The organism is Agrobacterium sp. 5Ca50, from assembly GCF_055381905.1.
On the sequence record NZ_AP026439.1, the window covers coordinates 610,715 to 625,182 of the forward strand.

Here is a 14,468-nt window from a genome sequence, read left to right on the forward strand (position 1 = left end):
GTGAAGAAAAACTGCGCAAATGGTATTTGCACAGTCTTAAACGGCAGTTGGGTGGCGGTTGGCAAGCCAGTTTAACGGCAGCGAACTTTAGTCTTCTCGCAACCGATACGGTTCATCGTGACGTTGACAGGGGGATATGCGAAATCATCTTTTTTCTGGTCGGAACCTGCGTTTACTGCCGCCATGATGACAACACCTATCAGGCCACCATTGCTACCTGAAGCCATGCGTTGTTCGGCAGACTTATTGATTGCGGTCACGTTGCTGAAACTGGTTCTGTAGCCCGCAGCGTTGCAACTCACTGAAATCGGGCGTGATGCATAGCCGTAATCGGGAACACGCACCTCGGCTGGCGTTTTTATAGATGCGCTGTAGCCGTCGCTTTCCAGCTTGCAACTAACTCCATCGATCTCCGTGCGGGAACTAAATTCCGCACCACCCTTGTTCACATATTCATATGTGCGGATGGTCACAATTTCATTGCCTTTGAGTGCAGGGATATCTTGGCCAGCTGCACGTTGAGGAGCTAGCATGTCTCCGTGCTGTATGCCCGAGGCAGTCGGTGTGGCGGCAACGCTCATGGCAAGTGGCTTTCCAGTCTGGCAACCGGTTAATCCGGTAAGAGCGATAACCATGCCTGGAAACAGTAAGCGCGAAATCATTTATGCAACCCTGAATATGCGAATGGCTGCCTTTTATTGCAGTATGAGCACCAGTCAATCGCCAAGGTAGACGTGGGATAGCATAACGAAATACAAGGTAATCAAAGCGTTATGACGATATATCGCTTTGGAACTTTGATTATCGGTCAGCATCAAGCATCACGTTCGCAGCACTTCATCCATGATGCCTTGACATTTCGAGGCACGTTTTTTCTTACCTCTAACCTCGCCATGTAACAAAACGCATAGGACAGGATTTCAATGGCTGCCGTGTAATCTTCGAAACTCAAACCGAGCAGGATACGCTCGGCCGGTTCCTTATGGCGGCCTCGCAGTCGCGTAAATCTTTGACGCCGATATTTGCAAATGCGGAACAGCGAGTGTCGGTATGATGTCAGCCGAGGCCAGCCAGAGATAATTTCGCACTGGGGGGTGTCGCTAGTTTTTTCCCGCAGCGGTCAACAGTGCTTGGTGGCTTAATTCAGATCTACCTAAGATGGCGATGGTTTTCACAAACGCGTGATAATTGATCTGGTTTTCATACTTTCCTATCCAGCGACCTCTAAGTCAGACAACTCCACCACGTCCGAGCCATTGAGTGATTATGACGAGTACATTTTTTCCTTCCATCGACGATCTGTTTGCTGCAGTCGAAGGAAGTCAGTTTGTGCCAGCATTCCAACCATTTATCGATCTTGAAACACAAAGGACGATCGGCTTTGAGGTTCTGGCGCGCTGGGATCATCCTGCTCACGGTGTGATAAATCCGGATGCATTCATCTCGACAGCCGAAGCTGCCGGTGCCATCAACTCCATTACTTTGCAGGTACTGGAGAAGGCATGCCGAGAGCTTTCCTGCGCGCCGCGAAATTTAACGCTCGCTCTCAATCTGTCTCCGGTACAGTTCCGGAATGACGAAATCGTTTCCTTGATTGGTGGGGTTGTCTCAAATGCGGGACTGCTTCCATCTCAAATAGAAATCGAACTGACGGAAAATGCGCTTCTCGACGATGTTGAAACCGCTCACCAGGTTGCAAAACGTTTCAGAGACGAAGGTTTTCTGCTGTCGCTGGATGATTTCGGGACCGGTTTTTCAAGTCTCACGCGCTTGCATTCCCTGCCTTTCAACACGCTGAAAATAGATAAGCAGTTTGTTGGCAGCATGGACCAGAACCCTGCGAGCCGACGCATCGTGGCCTCTGTAATCGATCTTGGCCAAAGTTTGGGTATGAGAGTTGTTGCTGAGGGGATTGAAACGCCACACCAACTGGCTTTGCTGCAACGGATGGGATGCAATGTGGGCCAAGGGTATCACCTTGGCCGCCCGACATTGGGAAAGTTGCCAAGAGAGCTTCGTTATCCTTTCGGCGGTCGTGCGAAAGGTTCCTCCGGGGCCTCTCGTTATCAACGCAAATTTCACTCTGAGGCCATCTATGAAAACAGCCCGTGCGCGCTAGCGCTTCTTGATGGGGATGGACGGATTTTGCGAATGAATGAGCAATTCGCCCACGTCATGAGTCTGGTTGAAAAGCAATCAATCGGTTCGCATTTTGCGCAGCACTTTGACAGAAAGAACGCCTTTAGGATCACGCAAATTTTGGCCCATATGGCGCGTGGGCGTGAAATCAGACAGCAGGAAGTGAAGGATCGTCGCTCCGGTAAAACTTTCGTCGTGAATTGCACACGCGTCAACGACGACGATGGCGGTTTCATCGGGTTTTCACTTGCGTTAACCGACATTAGTCGCCTCAGGCAGGTTGAGGCAGTCTTGAAAGCCGATGAGGGTCATGCGCGGTTGTTGGCGACGGAGGAAAGACTTCACATCATCTGGGCGGCAAACAGCGCAGGGACCATCGACTATCTCGGGCCGACGCTGTCTGCGACTGAAAGTGTTGGCATGGAGGACCGTATCAAGGACTGGTACGGGCGTATGCACCCAGATGATCATATTCGAGTCCGCAAAAAGTGGCTGGAATGGTTGCCGTCAAAATTGCCTTTTGAGACAAACTTCCGGGTTCGGGATGTGTCAGGGCATTGGCGACAGGTACGCAGTGCTGCTAAGCCAAGTTTCGACAGTGCTGGTCAGGTTGAAAGCTGGATTGGTCTAATAACGGATTGTGCGGATCAATCGCCGCAGATACAAAAAGGTGATGAGAGCCCCCATAGCCCTTTGCTCGCTAAACTTACAGCGCAGCAACTTGACCTTCTCACATGGGCTGCGGCGGGGAAATCAAATGCCGACATAGCGACGATTACAGGTCTATCGCGGCGTGGCGTGGAGTATCATATGGAGCAGATACTCAAAAAGCTGGGTGTGGCCAGTAAATTGCAAGCCGCAGCCCTTCTGGGCCGACACGGCCCTCAAGGATCACCGAAAGAGTAAATCTGTGGTGGCATACCCTAGGTCGTTTGTGGTTTACAACTGGTTACCAAACCAGTCCTGATTGTGATTATTGTAAAGTATGACGTGTCGCGTGAACCTCTAAAGTTCAGTGATTCACATATCTTCTCGCCGTTTCTCAACACTACTTTCTGTGTGCCGCCGGGGAGATGAGGTGGCCAATGATTGGTTGCTGTACGTGCATGCTTATGGTCCAGATTTGCAATCTTTCAGCACGAGAAAGTTGGACTTGTTATTTTGAGGTAATTCATGTCCTTCCTCGCAAATTCAAAGATCAAAACCAAAATTCTTTCGCTAATTTTGCCGCTTAGTCTTCTCGGAGTCGGCGGAGTGTCTGTGGTCTCCTATACGTATATGAAAACAGATGCGGCCTATTCCGATATGCTTGCCAGCGATGTCGTTCTTGCCACCACGCTGAACCGTTCAACGATTGCAGCAATGTCTATTGCCTATACGGCCAACCAAGTCCGATTTTACGAAACAGGTTCTGCGGAATCCATCGCTGCTTTGAAACAATACGAAGCTGATAAGCTTTTGCTGACAAGCAGATTAGACAATGCAAAGATGATGTCGCAAAATCAGTCGGGGGCTATCGACGGCTACATTCGCCTTGCAAACGATATTATCAAATTGACTGATGATGCGATCGCATTCGATAGCAAGGATATGAATGACGAGGCCGTCAAATCACTTAAACAAGTCGATCCACTCATCGTTAAACTACGCAGTGACTTGCGCTCTGCAAACGAAGAAAATGACGCCAATATTGCTGCTGAATCTGACAGCCTATCAGCACAAACCATATCTACAATCACAACGACATTAAGTTTGTTGGCGATACTGTTCGCTTTTGTCATCACCGCTTCGCTCGTTGTTGCGTCTCGCGGCATCAGTGGCCCGATTGCAGCATTGCAGCATCGCATGCGCACATTGGCCGACGGAAATGTTGAAACCGGTATTCCTGGTGAAGACCGTCGAGACGAAGTTGGAAGCATGGCAAAAGCTGTGGTCGTTTTCCTGGAAAATACGCGCCAGCGCTTGCGGCTTGAAGCGGAGGCCGATGCCAATCGCTCACTTAGTGAAAAAGAACGTATGGAGCGGGAGCGCAAAGCCGCAGAAGATGCTGCCAACGTCAAGTTCGCGGTGGATAATCTCGCAACTGGCCTGTCCAGACTGTCGGATGGCGACGTGACCTACCGTATCAACCACTCCTTTGTCGCCACACTAGATGGCGTCAGGATTGACTTCAATAACTCCGCTGAAAAGCTTCAGCTGGCGCTTGGTCGCGTCGCAAACAACGCGCGCGGGATCGATGCCGGCGCAAATGAAATCCGTTCCGCCGCTGACGATCTCGCCAAGCGTACGGAACAACAGGCTGCCGCTGTCGAAGAGACTGCTGCTGCACTGGAACAAATCACCACGGCCGTCAAGGATTCCAGCAAGCGGGCACATGAGGCCGGGCAACTGGTTGCTCGCGCCAAATCAGGTGCAGAGAAATCCGGGGATGTCGTGCGCAGTGCTGTTATCGCCATGGAGAAGATCGAAAAATCCTCGACGGAGATTTCCAATATCATCGGTGTGATCGATGAAATCGCCTTCCAGACAAACCTTCTCGCATTGAATGCCGGTGTCGAAGCTGCGCGCGCCGGTGAGGCAGGCAAGGGCTTTGCGGTGGTCGCACAGGAGGTGCGTGAGCTGGCGCAGCGTTCCGCTGCCGCAGCAAAGGAAATCAAAGCGTTGATCCTGATGTCGACTGATCAGGTTCAGGAGGGTGTTCAACTTGTTGATGAAACAGGCAAGGCACTCGAAGCCATCGTTGCCGAAGTTCAGGAAATCAATCGACATGTTTCTGCGATCGTTGACGCTTCCCAGGAGCAGTCATCCGGTTTGCAGCAGATCAACACTGCCGTAAACCAGATGGACCAGGACACGCAGAAGAATGCGGCCATGGTCGAGGAGACCACTGCTGCAAGTCATGGTCTTGCGCGTGAGGTTTCATCGCTCAACCAGTTGCTCGCCCAGTTCAAGACAACGTCGGACGCAGCAAGCGCGGTACAGGCTGCACCATCGGCAAATGTGCCAAAATATAGCGCGTCCCCCGTTCGTTCATTGACGAACAAGCTTGCAACGGCCTTTGTCGGCAATGCGGCGCTCAAGGCGGATTGGGAAGAGTTCTGATAGCGAAGCAGAACCCAGCCACAATGAAGACCCCGATGTGATGCGTCGGGGTCTTTCTGCTTCTTACCAGACGGGACTTTTCGCCAGAGCGATTTCTAATTGATCATTGTTGCGGTGTGTCTGGTCGTTTCCAGCGGAATCGCAACAAATTTGTTGTATTTTGTCTTCTGCCACTCAGCAAAGTGGCAGCACTTTCCATATCTGCTTGCAATAGACCAAGTACCCGGTAACATACCAGACAGATTTTGTGCAGGTGAGGCGGCAATGGACGTGGAAAGCAGAGCGGGCGTAGAACACGGTAAGTCGCTGGCGTCGAAAATCAGCTCTGCGCTGCGGCGTGATCTGATGGAGGGTGTTTTCCGCCCGGGAGACAGACTCCCCAGCGAAAGCGCTTTGAGCCGCGAGTATTCGGTCAGTCGCACGGTTGTGCGTGAAGCGGTTGCCATCCTGCGTGCAGATGGCCTTGTGCACGCTCGCAAAGGTGCTGGAATATATGCGCTTGAATTGCCGCAGGAGCAGGACAAGCCTTTCAAGGATCTGACGACTGAACGCATTTCATCGGTTATCGAACTGCTTGAACTGAGGACTGTTTTTGAGGTCGAATCGGCCGGTTTGGCGGCGTCACGACGCTCTGCGGCGCAGATAGAAATGATTCTTGATGCTCACCGGAATATTGGAGAGTGTCTTGCCACGGGCATGCCGACCCGTGATGCCGACTTCAATCTTCACCTCGCCATTGCCGAGGCTACCCAAAACCGGCGTTTCCCGGAGTTTCTGCAGCTTATCCGCTCTGGCATCATCCCGCGTGGCGAGTTGCAGGGATCTGCTCCGGGCTCTCGGCCGAAAGACTACAATCTTCACCTCCAAGAAGAACACGGCCTGATCGTTGATGCGATCATTGAGGGCGATCCTGATCTGGCTCGAGAACGCATGCGCGCACATCTGCGTGGCAGTCTGGATCGCTACAAAGTGTTGTTGCGCTCAAAAGCCAAGGAAAGTGAAGAAATCACTCAGGCATAAACAGCCGTATTGTCAGACAGGCTGAGATATATGTATGATGACATGTTTAGTGTCATCAAGGAGGCCTATATGACCCTTCCCAAGTTCCCGGTTGTTTCACCGGACGCCGGCGTTCTCCGTCAGGTCCTTTCCGAATCCCCAGAGTTGATGGTTGTTTCATTCCGCTTCGAAACTGGAGCAGAAGGTAAGCTTCACAAGCATCCACACGTCCAATCCACCTATGTTTCCAAAGGAAAATTTCGGTTTTTCCGTGATGGCGCAGCCTATGAATTGAAGGTTGGCGACAGTCTCGTCATTCCTGGAAACATTGAACATGGCTGTGAATGCCTGGAAGAGGGGGAGTTAATCGACTGCTTTACACCCCGCCGGGACGATTTCCTGTAAGCGATGTAACTTGACAGATTTATAAACCTGTGACAGGTTGGTCAAAATTTGTCAGACAGGACGGGAGCCTGTTAAGGCGCGCTTCCCGCGGCTGGCAAACGGAGGAAACATGTCATCACGTCGCGTACAATTTAATGGTTGGGCCGAGCAGATTGGAACCATAGCGGTCACCCTGCTCGGCTTGCTTATGCTTACTTTCTTTATCGGTCGCATGATGCCTGCCGACCCGGTGCGGGCTATTGTCGGTGAAGATGCGACACGGGAGACCTATGAGCAGGTCTTTCGTTCGCTCGGTCTCGACCGCCCCGTGTGGGAGCAGTTCTTCTTATATCTGCGCGATGTGCTGACGGGTAATTTCGGCACGTCTATCCGCACCGGTCAGCCGGTCATCCAGGATATCCTGCATGTCATGCCGGCGACGATTGAGCTGGCAACCTTTGCCATCATCATTGGTGCAGGCCTTGGTGTGCCGCTTGGCGTGTTTGCGGCTGTGAACAAGGATCGCTGGCAGGATCATGCCGTGCGCGTCGTCAGTCTGTTCGGCCATTCCATGCCGATTTTCTGGACCGGTATGATCGCGCTGATCGTGTTTTACGCCCATCTTGGTCTTGTCGGAGGCAGTGGCCGTATGGACCAGTTCTATATCGGACTTGTCGATGAACGCACGGGCTTCCTGCTGATCGACAGCCTGCTTGCCGGTGACATGGATGTGTTCTGGTCGGCGGTAAACCACCTCATTCTTCCCGCCAGCCTGCTTGGTTATTCCTCATCGGCCTATATCACCCGTATGACCCGCAGCTTCATGCTGGATCAACTGGGGCAGGAATATGTGACGACGGCACGAGTAAAAGGCCTTTCCAGCCGCCAGACCGTCTGGCTGCACGCCTTTGGCAACATCCGCGTCCAGCTCGTCACGATCGTGGCGCTGGCCTATGGCTCACTGCTTGAAGGTGCCGTGCTGATTGAAACGGTTTTCGCATGGCCCGGTTTTGGCCAGTACCTCACCAGCAACCTGATTATCGGCGATATGAACGCGGTTATGACCTGTGTTCTGATCGTGGGCGTCATCTTCATCGGGCTTAACCTGTTGTCTGACGTTCTCTACCGCTTCTTTGATCCGAGGACACGCTGATGACCACGCAAATACAAAGCACAGTGCGTCTTCCCGCCTGGTTGAATGCCCTGAAAAATATCTTTGTTTTCCTGCTGAAAAGTCCGACCTCGACCTTTGGTCTGATCGTTCTGGGACTGCTTATTCTGGCGGCGGTTTTTGCGCCATTCATTGCAACGCATGACCCCTATGCTCAGGATCTGGTCAACACCCTGCAGGCGCCCGGTAACGGACATCTGTTCGGTACGGACGAGTTGGGACGTGATATTTTCAGCCGTCTGATCTGGGGCGCCCGTATCACACTGACGATCATCTTCCTTGTGTCGATCATTGTTGGCCCGATTGGACTGATTGTCGGTACGGCTTCCGGTTATCTCGGTGGCAAGTTTGATACGGTGATGATGCGCATTACCGATATCTTCCTGTCCTTCCCGAGCCTCATCCTGTCGCTGGCCTTTGTTGCGGCATTGGGACCAAGCCTCAACAATGCAATCATCGCCATTGCCTTGACCTCCTGGCCACCGATTGCCCGTCTGGCACGTGCTGAAGCAATGACCTTCCGCAATGCCGATTACATCGCAGCCGCACGTCTTCAGGGTGCGTCACCCATGCGCATCATCGTCAAGTCGATCATGCCGATGTGTCTGCCATCTGTTCTCATTCGCCTGACACTCAATATGGCAACGGTTATCCTGACAGCTGCCGGTCTTGGCTTTCTCGGTCTCGGTGCACAGCCACCATTGCCGGAATGGGGTGCGATGATCGCGACTGGACGGCGTTACATGCTGGATAGCTGGTGGCTGGTGACTTTCCCGGGCGTTGCCATCCTGTCGGTCAGTCTTGCCTTCAACCTGTTGGGCGACGGTCTGCGCGATGCACTCGACCCGAAGCAGATGAACCGGAGATAAGACGATGGAAAAGACCATTCTTGACGTTGAAAATCTCCGCATTCGTTATGGTGGCTCCGCCACGGAAGCCGTGCGCGGAGTGTCATTTACCCTTGGACGCGAACGCCTCGGCATTGTCGGAGAAAGTGGCTCTGGTAAATCGACCGTAGGGCGTGCGCTGCTGAGACTGCTGCCCGGTGCGACCATTACCGCTGACACGTTGCGTTTCGACGAACTCGACCTTCTATCGCTCTCGGAAAAAGAGATGCTCAAGGTTCGCGGTCGTCGTATGTCGATGATCCTTCAGGATCCGAAGTTTTCGTTGAACCCGATTCGTCGGGTGGGCGATCAGGTGGCTGAAACCTATTTGCGGCATTTCAAATGCGCCAAGTCGGAAGCGAAAGACAAGGCACTGGCCATGCTGGAGGCGGTGAAGATCCGTGACCCGCAGCGTGTCTATCAGCAGTATCCGCACGAAATTTCTGGCGGTATGGGCCAGCGCGTGATGATTGCCATGATGCTGTTGGCCGATCCTGATCTGGTGATTGCCGATGAGCCAACCTCGGCACTTGATGTGACCGTGCGCCTTCAGGTGCTCAATATTCTCGACAGTCTTGTGCGCGATCGCGGTATTGGCCTGATCATGATCAGTCACGACCTTAATCTGGTGCGCAATTTCTGTGACCGCGTTCTTATCATGTATGCCGGTCGCGTTGTGGAAACTCTTGAGGCACGTGATCTCGATAATGCGCAACACCCTTACACACGTGGTCTGCTGGCTGCACAGCCGCGTATTGGCGGCGCGCGCGCGCCGCTTGCGGTGCTCGACCGTCGTCCTGAATGGCTGGAGGAAACTGTCTAATGTCCGTTTCTGTTGAAACTCGCGATCTGTCCATTTCCTTCGGTACTGAACCCAATGCGGTCAAGGTTCTGCCCGGTGTATCGTTTTCTGTTCAGCCGGGAGAATGTTTTGGCCTCGTCGGTGAATCCGGCTCTGGCAAGTCCACCGTCCTGCGCTGCGTTTCCATGCTGACGGATTTCTGGAAGGGTGAGGTGCTGATCGCGGGCAAATCCGTTCGGGATATGCCGCTGATCGACCGTTGCCGCATCCTGCAAATGGTGTTTCAGGACCCCTATGGTTCCTTGCATCCGCGCCAGTCGGTGCGCACAGTTCTGAATGAACCGCTGGTGATCCACAAGCTGGGAGACAGGGAAGAACGGATGCGCAAGGCCATCACCGATGTGGGGCTGCCGGTTTCCTTCCTTGATCGTTTTCCGCACCAGCTGTCCGGCGGTCAGCGCCAGCGCGTTGCTATTGCCCGCGCGCTGATCCTGGAGCCATCCTTGCTGCTATTGGATGAACCAACTTCGGCACTGGATGTGTCTGTTCAGGCGGAAATTCTCAACCTGCTGCAGCGTCTTCGCGAAGAGCGTGGTTTTACCTACATCATGGTCACACACGATCTGGCTGTGGTTGATCATATGTGTGACCGCTTTGCGGTGATGTTGCGGGGCGAAATCACTGAAATCCTGCCGCGCCAAGCCATCGCTGGAAACGGTGCCACGCATGATTATGCACGTGAACTGATTGGCGCATCTCTGGAGTATGAAGGCGCACATTAAAGTGCTTGGCGCTTAACCGCGCAAAAGGTGTTTCGACTATACCAAACCGGCGTAATCTTCGCCCCTATATGGGGTGTGCTTAAGCCGATATATCGCATCTTCTATCGGGCCGCACCTCCATTGCGGCCCGTGTCCCGGGGCATCAGCCCAACTCCTCCCCACTTGCCCGGCATTTTTGCCGGGCATTTTTTCTGCGAAGTGTTTTAGATGGCCGCTAGGATGCGGTTGCAGATCGGTTTGCTGGCTGCTTTCTGCATGGTCACTTTTTGCTCGACTGCTTGAATGATTGTGTCGCTGAAGTCTACACCGCTCAATTCTTTGATATTCCACAGGCCGCCCGGCGAAAAAACATTCACTTCCAATATCTTGTCACCGACAATATCGAGACCGACAAGGAACATTCCGTCCTCAATCAGCTTGGGGCGCATGACCTCTGCAAGCGCCAGAATGTCGTCATTGATTTTTACTGCCTCCGCAGTCCCCTTTGCATGAATGTTGGAACGCAGATCGCCCTTGGCAGGGACGCGTCTCAGCGCCGCATGCACGCCATTATGGACAAGTGGCTTGCCATTCATCATGAAAAACCGAACGTCACCTTCGGTCGCAGCTGGCAGATAAGCCTGCGCAATCAAATAGCCTTCGACGCTGATAGCTTCGAAAATCTGGTTAAGGTTGGCTTCCTTGCTGGAGCTGATTTTAAATACGTTCTTTCCGCCTGATCCCTGTAAAGGCTTTACGACAACCCCTTTGGGATGCTGTTCCACAAAGGTGCGCAGTTCATCCGGATTACGGGTGATCAGTGTGGTAGGGCGCACAATTTCCGGAAAGCTTTGAAAATAGAGCTTGTTCTGGGCCTTTGTCAGTCCCTCGGGATCGTTGAGGACAACCACACCGCGTTCTGCCGCCATTCGTCCGAACAGCACACCGGCATGAACCGCCCAAGGGCGGGCTGTCAGGTCAAGCGACGGGTCGTTGCGCAACATCAATGCATCGATTTCGCTAACATCGAATGTCTTGCGTTCCAGAGCCTTGTCCTGCAAAGCGGCATGGAAGGTTTCCGGCTTCTTATATTTAGCGTGGGGCAACACTGCTGCATGAACAGCGAGGCTGTCGTCATCACGCAGGCTGAAATCGCCGGGGCAGAGGTATACGACCTCATGCCCGCGATTGAGTGCTGCCATAGCCATCAGTGCGGTTGCAAACTGTGGGCCTTCTGACTCGATGGAATTTACGAAAAATGCAATACGCATATGTCCCTCCTAAAGATTTGCCATGTCCGATATTGGCAATCCCTTGCTGATGTCTTCCAGTCGCTTTTTTGCGCTGACGTCAGCGAGAAATGCCGGATAAATATTTGGTGAGCGCAGGAGGCCACGTTGTGCCAATTCCTGCATAATGGGAAAATGATCGGCAGCAATTTTGCCCATCCAGAATGGATCAAGTGATCCGCCATCGCGCAGATGAAAGACCACCTGGGCCAGACCGCGAAGATAGATAGCATCCTTGCTCAAGCCACCACCGCGATAAATCCTCAGTGCCAGGTTGAAAGCACCCGCAGCACTCAGTCCGTGGGTTTTGGTCATCAGGCGAAATGTTTCGGTAAATGATGCGCCGTCAAGCATGGCCGCGCAGGCAACGACCCGCGCTGCAATCAGGCGCAGGCGTTCGCGAGTCATGCCGCCTGTGAGATATTCAGCCAGCACGGCCAGGCCTTCCTGAACACCTTCGTAGCCGGAAAGGCCATTTCTGAACACTCGCAGGCCCTGCGAGGAGCCGTTGAAGTATGTTAAAAGATGCACGCCGATTTCATGGGAAAGAAGGGCATCGATGCGTCGCCGTTCCATCAATGTATGGCGTGAGACAAGCAACTTGCTGCCGGTGACCATAAGGCCGGGTGGCAAGTCGTCCCGTATTTCAACCCTCGCCGAAAACTCGGGTGAAACATCATGATATGCCGCCACCATGTCACGGGACTTTTGAGCCACTTCATAACAATCTGCCATGGCGATCTCGCTTGCATCGTCATCCAGTTTGCAATGTGCAAGCACATCTTTGGCAAGAGAGAGCAGGCTGTCCTCAACCGGACCGTAAAGGGCGCGGCTGAAATCCGTGAAGCTGTGGGTGTTCAACGATCGTAACATCGTCAGTTGCAGGTCTGTCTCCTGCTGCTTTTCTCTGTAAAGACGATAAAGAACCGGATCTTCCAGATGTTCGAAAGCGATAGAATAGAGTTTTCGTTTTTGTGCTTCCACGTCCACGCCCAATGGACGGTAGAGGAACTTTGGCTCACGCTCAAAATCGCTTTTCTCAAAATCCTTGAATGCCTGACCGGCATTGATGGGCGTGACGGCGAGTAGAAAATCGAAAGAAGAAACGATCTCGTCCATAGCGCGATCTGCACGACGCACAGCGTCGACGAAAGCTTTACGGCCAAGTGCGCGGTGTGAAGCAGTTTCGAGCGCTCCGGTCTTGCTGCTATAGGCCGCGAAAGCCTGTAACCCTGCATCGGAAATGTTGGAGATCAGACGTTCCCGCAGGTCTGGATAAAAAGCACCGGATTCGGGTTGTCGATAGATTGGTGCATAACGCACGGTGATACTGGGAAAATCGATGCCAGCTTTGCGCAATTTAAGCTGCGGGTCGTCTTCTGGACGCGGTGCTGTAATACGCGGTATTCGGAACATGACCTCTGCATCGCAGACAGCCTTGATGAACGCCTCCATGGCGATATGTATTTCAGGCCCGTTGCTCGCTGAGACAGAGACATTGAAATGTGGAAGATATGGCGAGTCATCGGCAAGAAGGATGTCATGCTCGAGTTCGCCCACATCCAGCAGCATGAATGCGCCAAAGGTCTTTCGCATGGCGTTGCCGACCGCGCGGATAAGCGGGGCGGCTTCATTCAGTGTATTGGCGATGAGATAAGATGCATTTGCAGCGACGACATCGCGGGCAGCGAGGTCCTTTGTACCGCCTGCAATGTGAACACACAGGAATGGCAATGGCCGGTCGATGTGCAAACGCCCCGCCGTGCCGATATCTCGGCGAACGGGGGTGCCCGCCTGAAGACAGTTGACGACATCATCCAGCAGTTCGTCCTTCGCTGTTGTACTGATTAGAGGAACAACGCTCATCGGGCATCCCGTACCACGCTCTCAAGCATCTTGGCGCCCGCTGATACAAGTTCTCTCAACTCCGTAATCGCCTGCTGATCTGGCTCGCCGGTCCATTCATCCATGAAGATTTTCTTGAATTCGACTGCTATTGCGCAGCCGGTCTGCGGAAAGCGCTCGTGAATGAAACGGGTCTGCTCACCTTTGCCTTGAAATGCCACATTTTCGCGGACGTCCAAAAGACGGCCTTTTATCCGGCGTGATGCAAAAAGCTGTCCGAGTGCCGTTACAACATTGCTCCAGCGCTGCGTATCCATCGACCATGTTCCGATGTTAATATCAGGGGCGTCAGCTTGCGGAGTAGGGGCAACATCTGCGCCGCCACGGCGATGGTTGTAGCTGTGGACATCCAGGACGATAAACTGGCCGTGCCGCTTTTCCATGCGCTTCAACACAGTTTCGAGCGTTGCGTAATAGTCATCATGAAATGAAAGGGATTGTTCAACTTCGTCAGGGGACAGGGGCCTTTTCCAGACCTCAAGACCCCAGGATTGTTCCGGTCTGGTGTAGACCGCATCCGGTTTGGCGCGGTTGAGATCGGTTTCAAACCGCGAGTGATGGACGATGATGCGGTTCTGGACGTCGCGAATAATCTCGCCGGTAAACGGATCTTCTTCACGTAGCCTTTGATCAGCCGAAAGTGCCATGATGTCGCTGATATCAGGGCGCACAGCATGTCCGTCATGTATGGCAGTGGCAATAACGGGGCTATCGGCAAATTCCAGCGTCCAGAGTTTCCCTGTTGCTGTCTTTTTGAAGCCGTCGTCGATATGCATACTGTCCCAATCCTTGCTTATGTTTTCTGGATTGGGAAATGATTGGCCAGGCTTGTTTGTTCCCTTGATGCGTGTCCATAGACAGCAATTTCTGGTTTTAGATGGGGGATACGCAGCGCGGCAAAGGCGATTGGCCGATGGAAAAGACTGGTGGGATGTGGCCGTTTTTTATGTCCGCGGCTGATGCATTTTACGGCAGCTTTACATACTGGCGCAATTAATGCGCTCTAATGGATGTTAAACCCAATGTGGC

The 14,468-nt window shown here is 53.0% G+C and carries 12 protein-coding genes; 8 read left to right on the forward strand and 4 right to left on the reverse strand.

Features of this window, described 5'->3' with window-relative positions:
- Positions 1-71 precede the first annotated feature (71 nt).
- The gene (locus tag ACZ5FM_RS20385; RefSeq protein ID WP_464040561.1) at positions 72-662 is read right to left on the reverse strand and encodes a hypothetical protein; all 591 of its coding nucleotides are present in this window, start codon (positions 660-662) and stop codon (positions 72-74) included.
- A 604-nt stretch (positions 663-1,266) separates the two neighbouring features.
- Here ACZ5FM_RS20385 and ACZ5FM_RS20390 point away from each other — a divergent pair.
- The 8 genes from ACZ5FM_RS20390 (at position 1,267) to ACZ5FM_RS20425 (ending at position 10,266) form a co-directional block, all read left to right on the forward strand.
- Entirely contained in the window at positions 1,267-3,045 is a 1,779-nt protein-coding gene (locus ACZ5FM_RS20390) for an EAL domain-containing protein (RefSeq protein ID WP_464040562.1), read from the forward strand.
- A gap of 267 nt (positions 3,046-3,312) precedes the next feature.
- Positions 3,313-5,241 (forward strand): methyl-accepting chemotaxis protein, encoded by a 1,929-nt coding sequence (locus ACZ5FM_RS20395; RefSeq protein WP_464040563.1) that lies wholly within the window; start codon positions 3,313-3,315, stop codon positions 5,239-5,241.
- Between the two features lie 264 nt (positions 5,242-5,505).
- On the forward strand, positions 5,506-6,261 hold the full coding sequence (locus tag ACZ5FM_RS20400; protein WP_250985732.1) for a FadR/GntR family transcriptional regulator: 756 nt from the start codon (positions 5,506-5,508) through the stop codon (positions 6,259-6,261).
- 69 nt (positions 6,262-6,330) lie between these two features.
- Positions 6,331-6,645, forward strand: coding sequence for a cupin domain-containing protein (locus tag ACZ5FM_RS20405; RefSeq protein WP_192489327.1), 315 nt, complete (start codon positions 6,331-6,333; stop codon positions 6,643-6,645).
- A gap of 109 nt (positions 6,646-6,754) precedes the next feature.
- Entirely contained in the window at positions 6,755-7,777 is a 1,023-nt protein-coding gene (locus ACZ5FM_RS20410; protein WP_192489326.1) for an ABC transporter permease, read from the forward strand.
- Positions 7,777-8,664 carry an ABC transporter permease gene (locus ACZ5FM_RS20415; protein WP_464040564.1) on the forward strand — a complete coding sequence of 296 codons (888 nt, stop codon included), beginning with the start codon at positions 7,777-7,779 and terminating at the stop codon, positions 8,662-8,664. The genes ACZ5FM_RS20410 and ACZ5FM_RS20415 overlap by 1 nt, the downstream gene beginning before the upstream one ends.
- A 4-nt stretch (positions 8,665-8,668) precedes the next feature.
- Positions 8,669-9,505 (forward strand): ABC transporter ATP-binding protein, encoded by an 837-nt coding sequence (locus ACZ5FM_RS20420; protein WP_312947590.1) that lies wholly within the window; start codon positions 8,669-8,671, stop codon positions 9,503-9,505.
- The gene (locus tag ACZ5FM_RS20425) at positions 9,505-10,266 is read left to right on the forward strand and encodes an ABC transporter ATP-binding protein (RefSeq protein WP_192489323.1); all 762 of its coding nucleotides are present in this window, start codon (positions 9,505-9,507) and stop codon (positions 10,264-10,266) included. Before ACZ5FM_RS20420 ends, ACZ5FM_RS20425 begins: the two co-directional genes overlap by 1 nt.
- Before the next feature lie 203 nt (positions 10,267-10,469).
- Here ACZ5FM_RS20425 and ACZ5FM_RS20430 read toward each other — a convergent pair whose 3' ends face one another.
- Genes ACZ5FM_RS20430 through ACZ5FM_RS20440 form a run of 3 tightly spaced genes read right to left on the reverse strand, consistent with a single transcriptional unit; the run spans position 10,470 to position 14,215 of the window.
- Positions 10,470-11,516 carry a glutathione synthetase gene (locus tag ACZ5FM_RS20430; protein ID WP_464040565.1) on the reverse strand — a complete coding sequence of 349 codons (1,047 nt, stop codon included), beginning with the start codon at positions 11,514-11,516 and terminating at the stop codon, positions 10,470-10,472.
- A gap of 9 nt (positions 11,517-11,525) precedes the next feature.
- Positions 11,526-13,400, reverse strand: a complete 1,875-nt coding sequence (locus ACZ5FM_RS20435) for a flavohemoglobin expression-modulating QEGLA motif protein (RefSeq protein ID WP_464040566.1) — start codon at positions 13,398-13,400, stop codon at positions 11,526-11,528.
- Positions 13,397-14,215, reverse strand: a complete 819-nt coding sequence (locus tag ACZ5FM_RS20440; RefSeq protein WP_312947594.1) for an N-formylglutamate amidohydrolase — start codon at positions 14,213-14,215, stop codon at positions 13,397-13,399. Before ACZ5FM_RS20440 ends, ACZ5FM_RS20435 begins: the two co-directional genes overlap by 4 nt.
- Positions 14,216-14,468 lie beyond the last annotated feature (253 nt).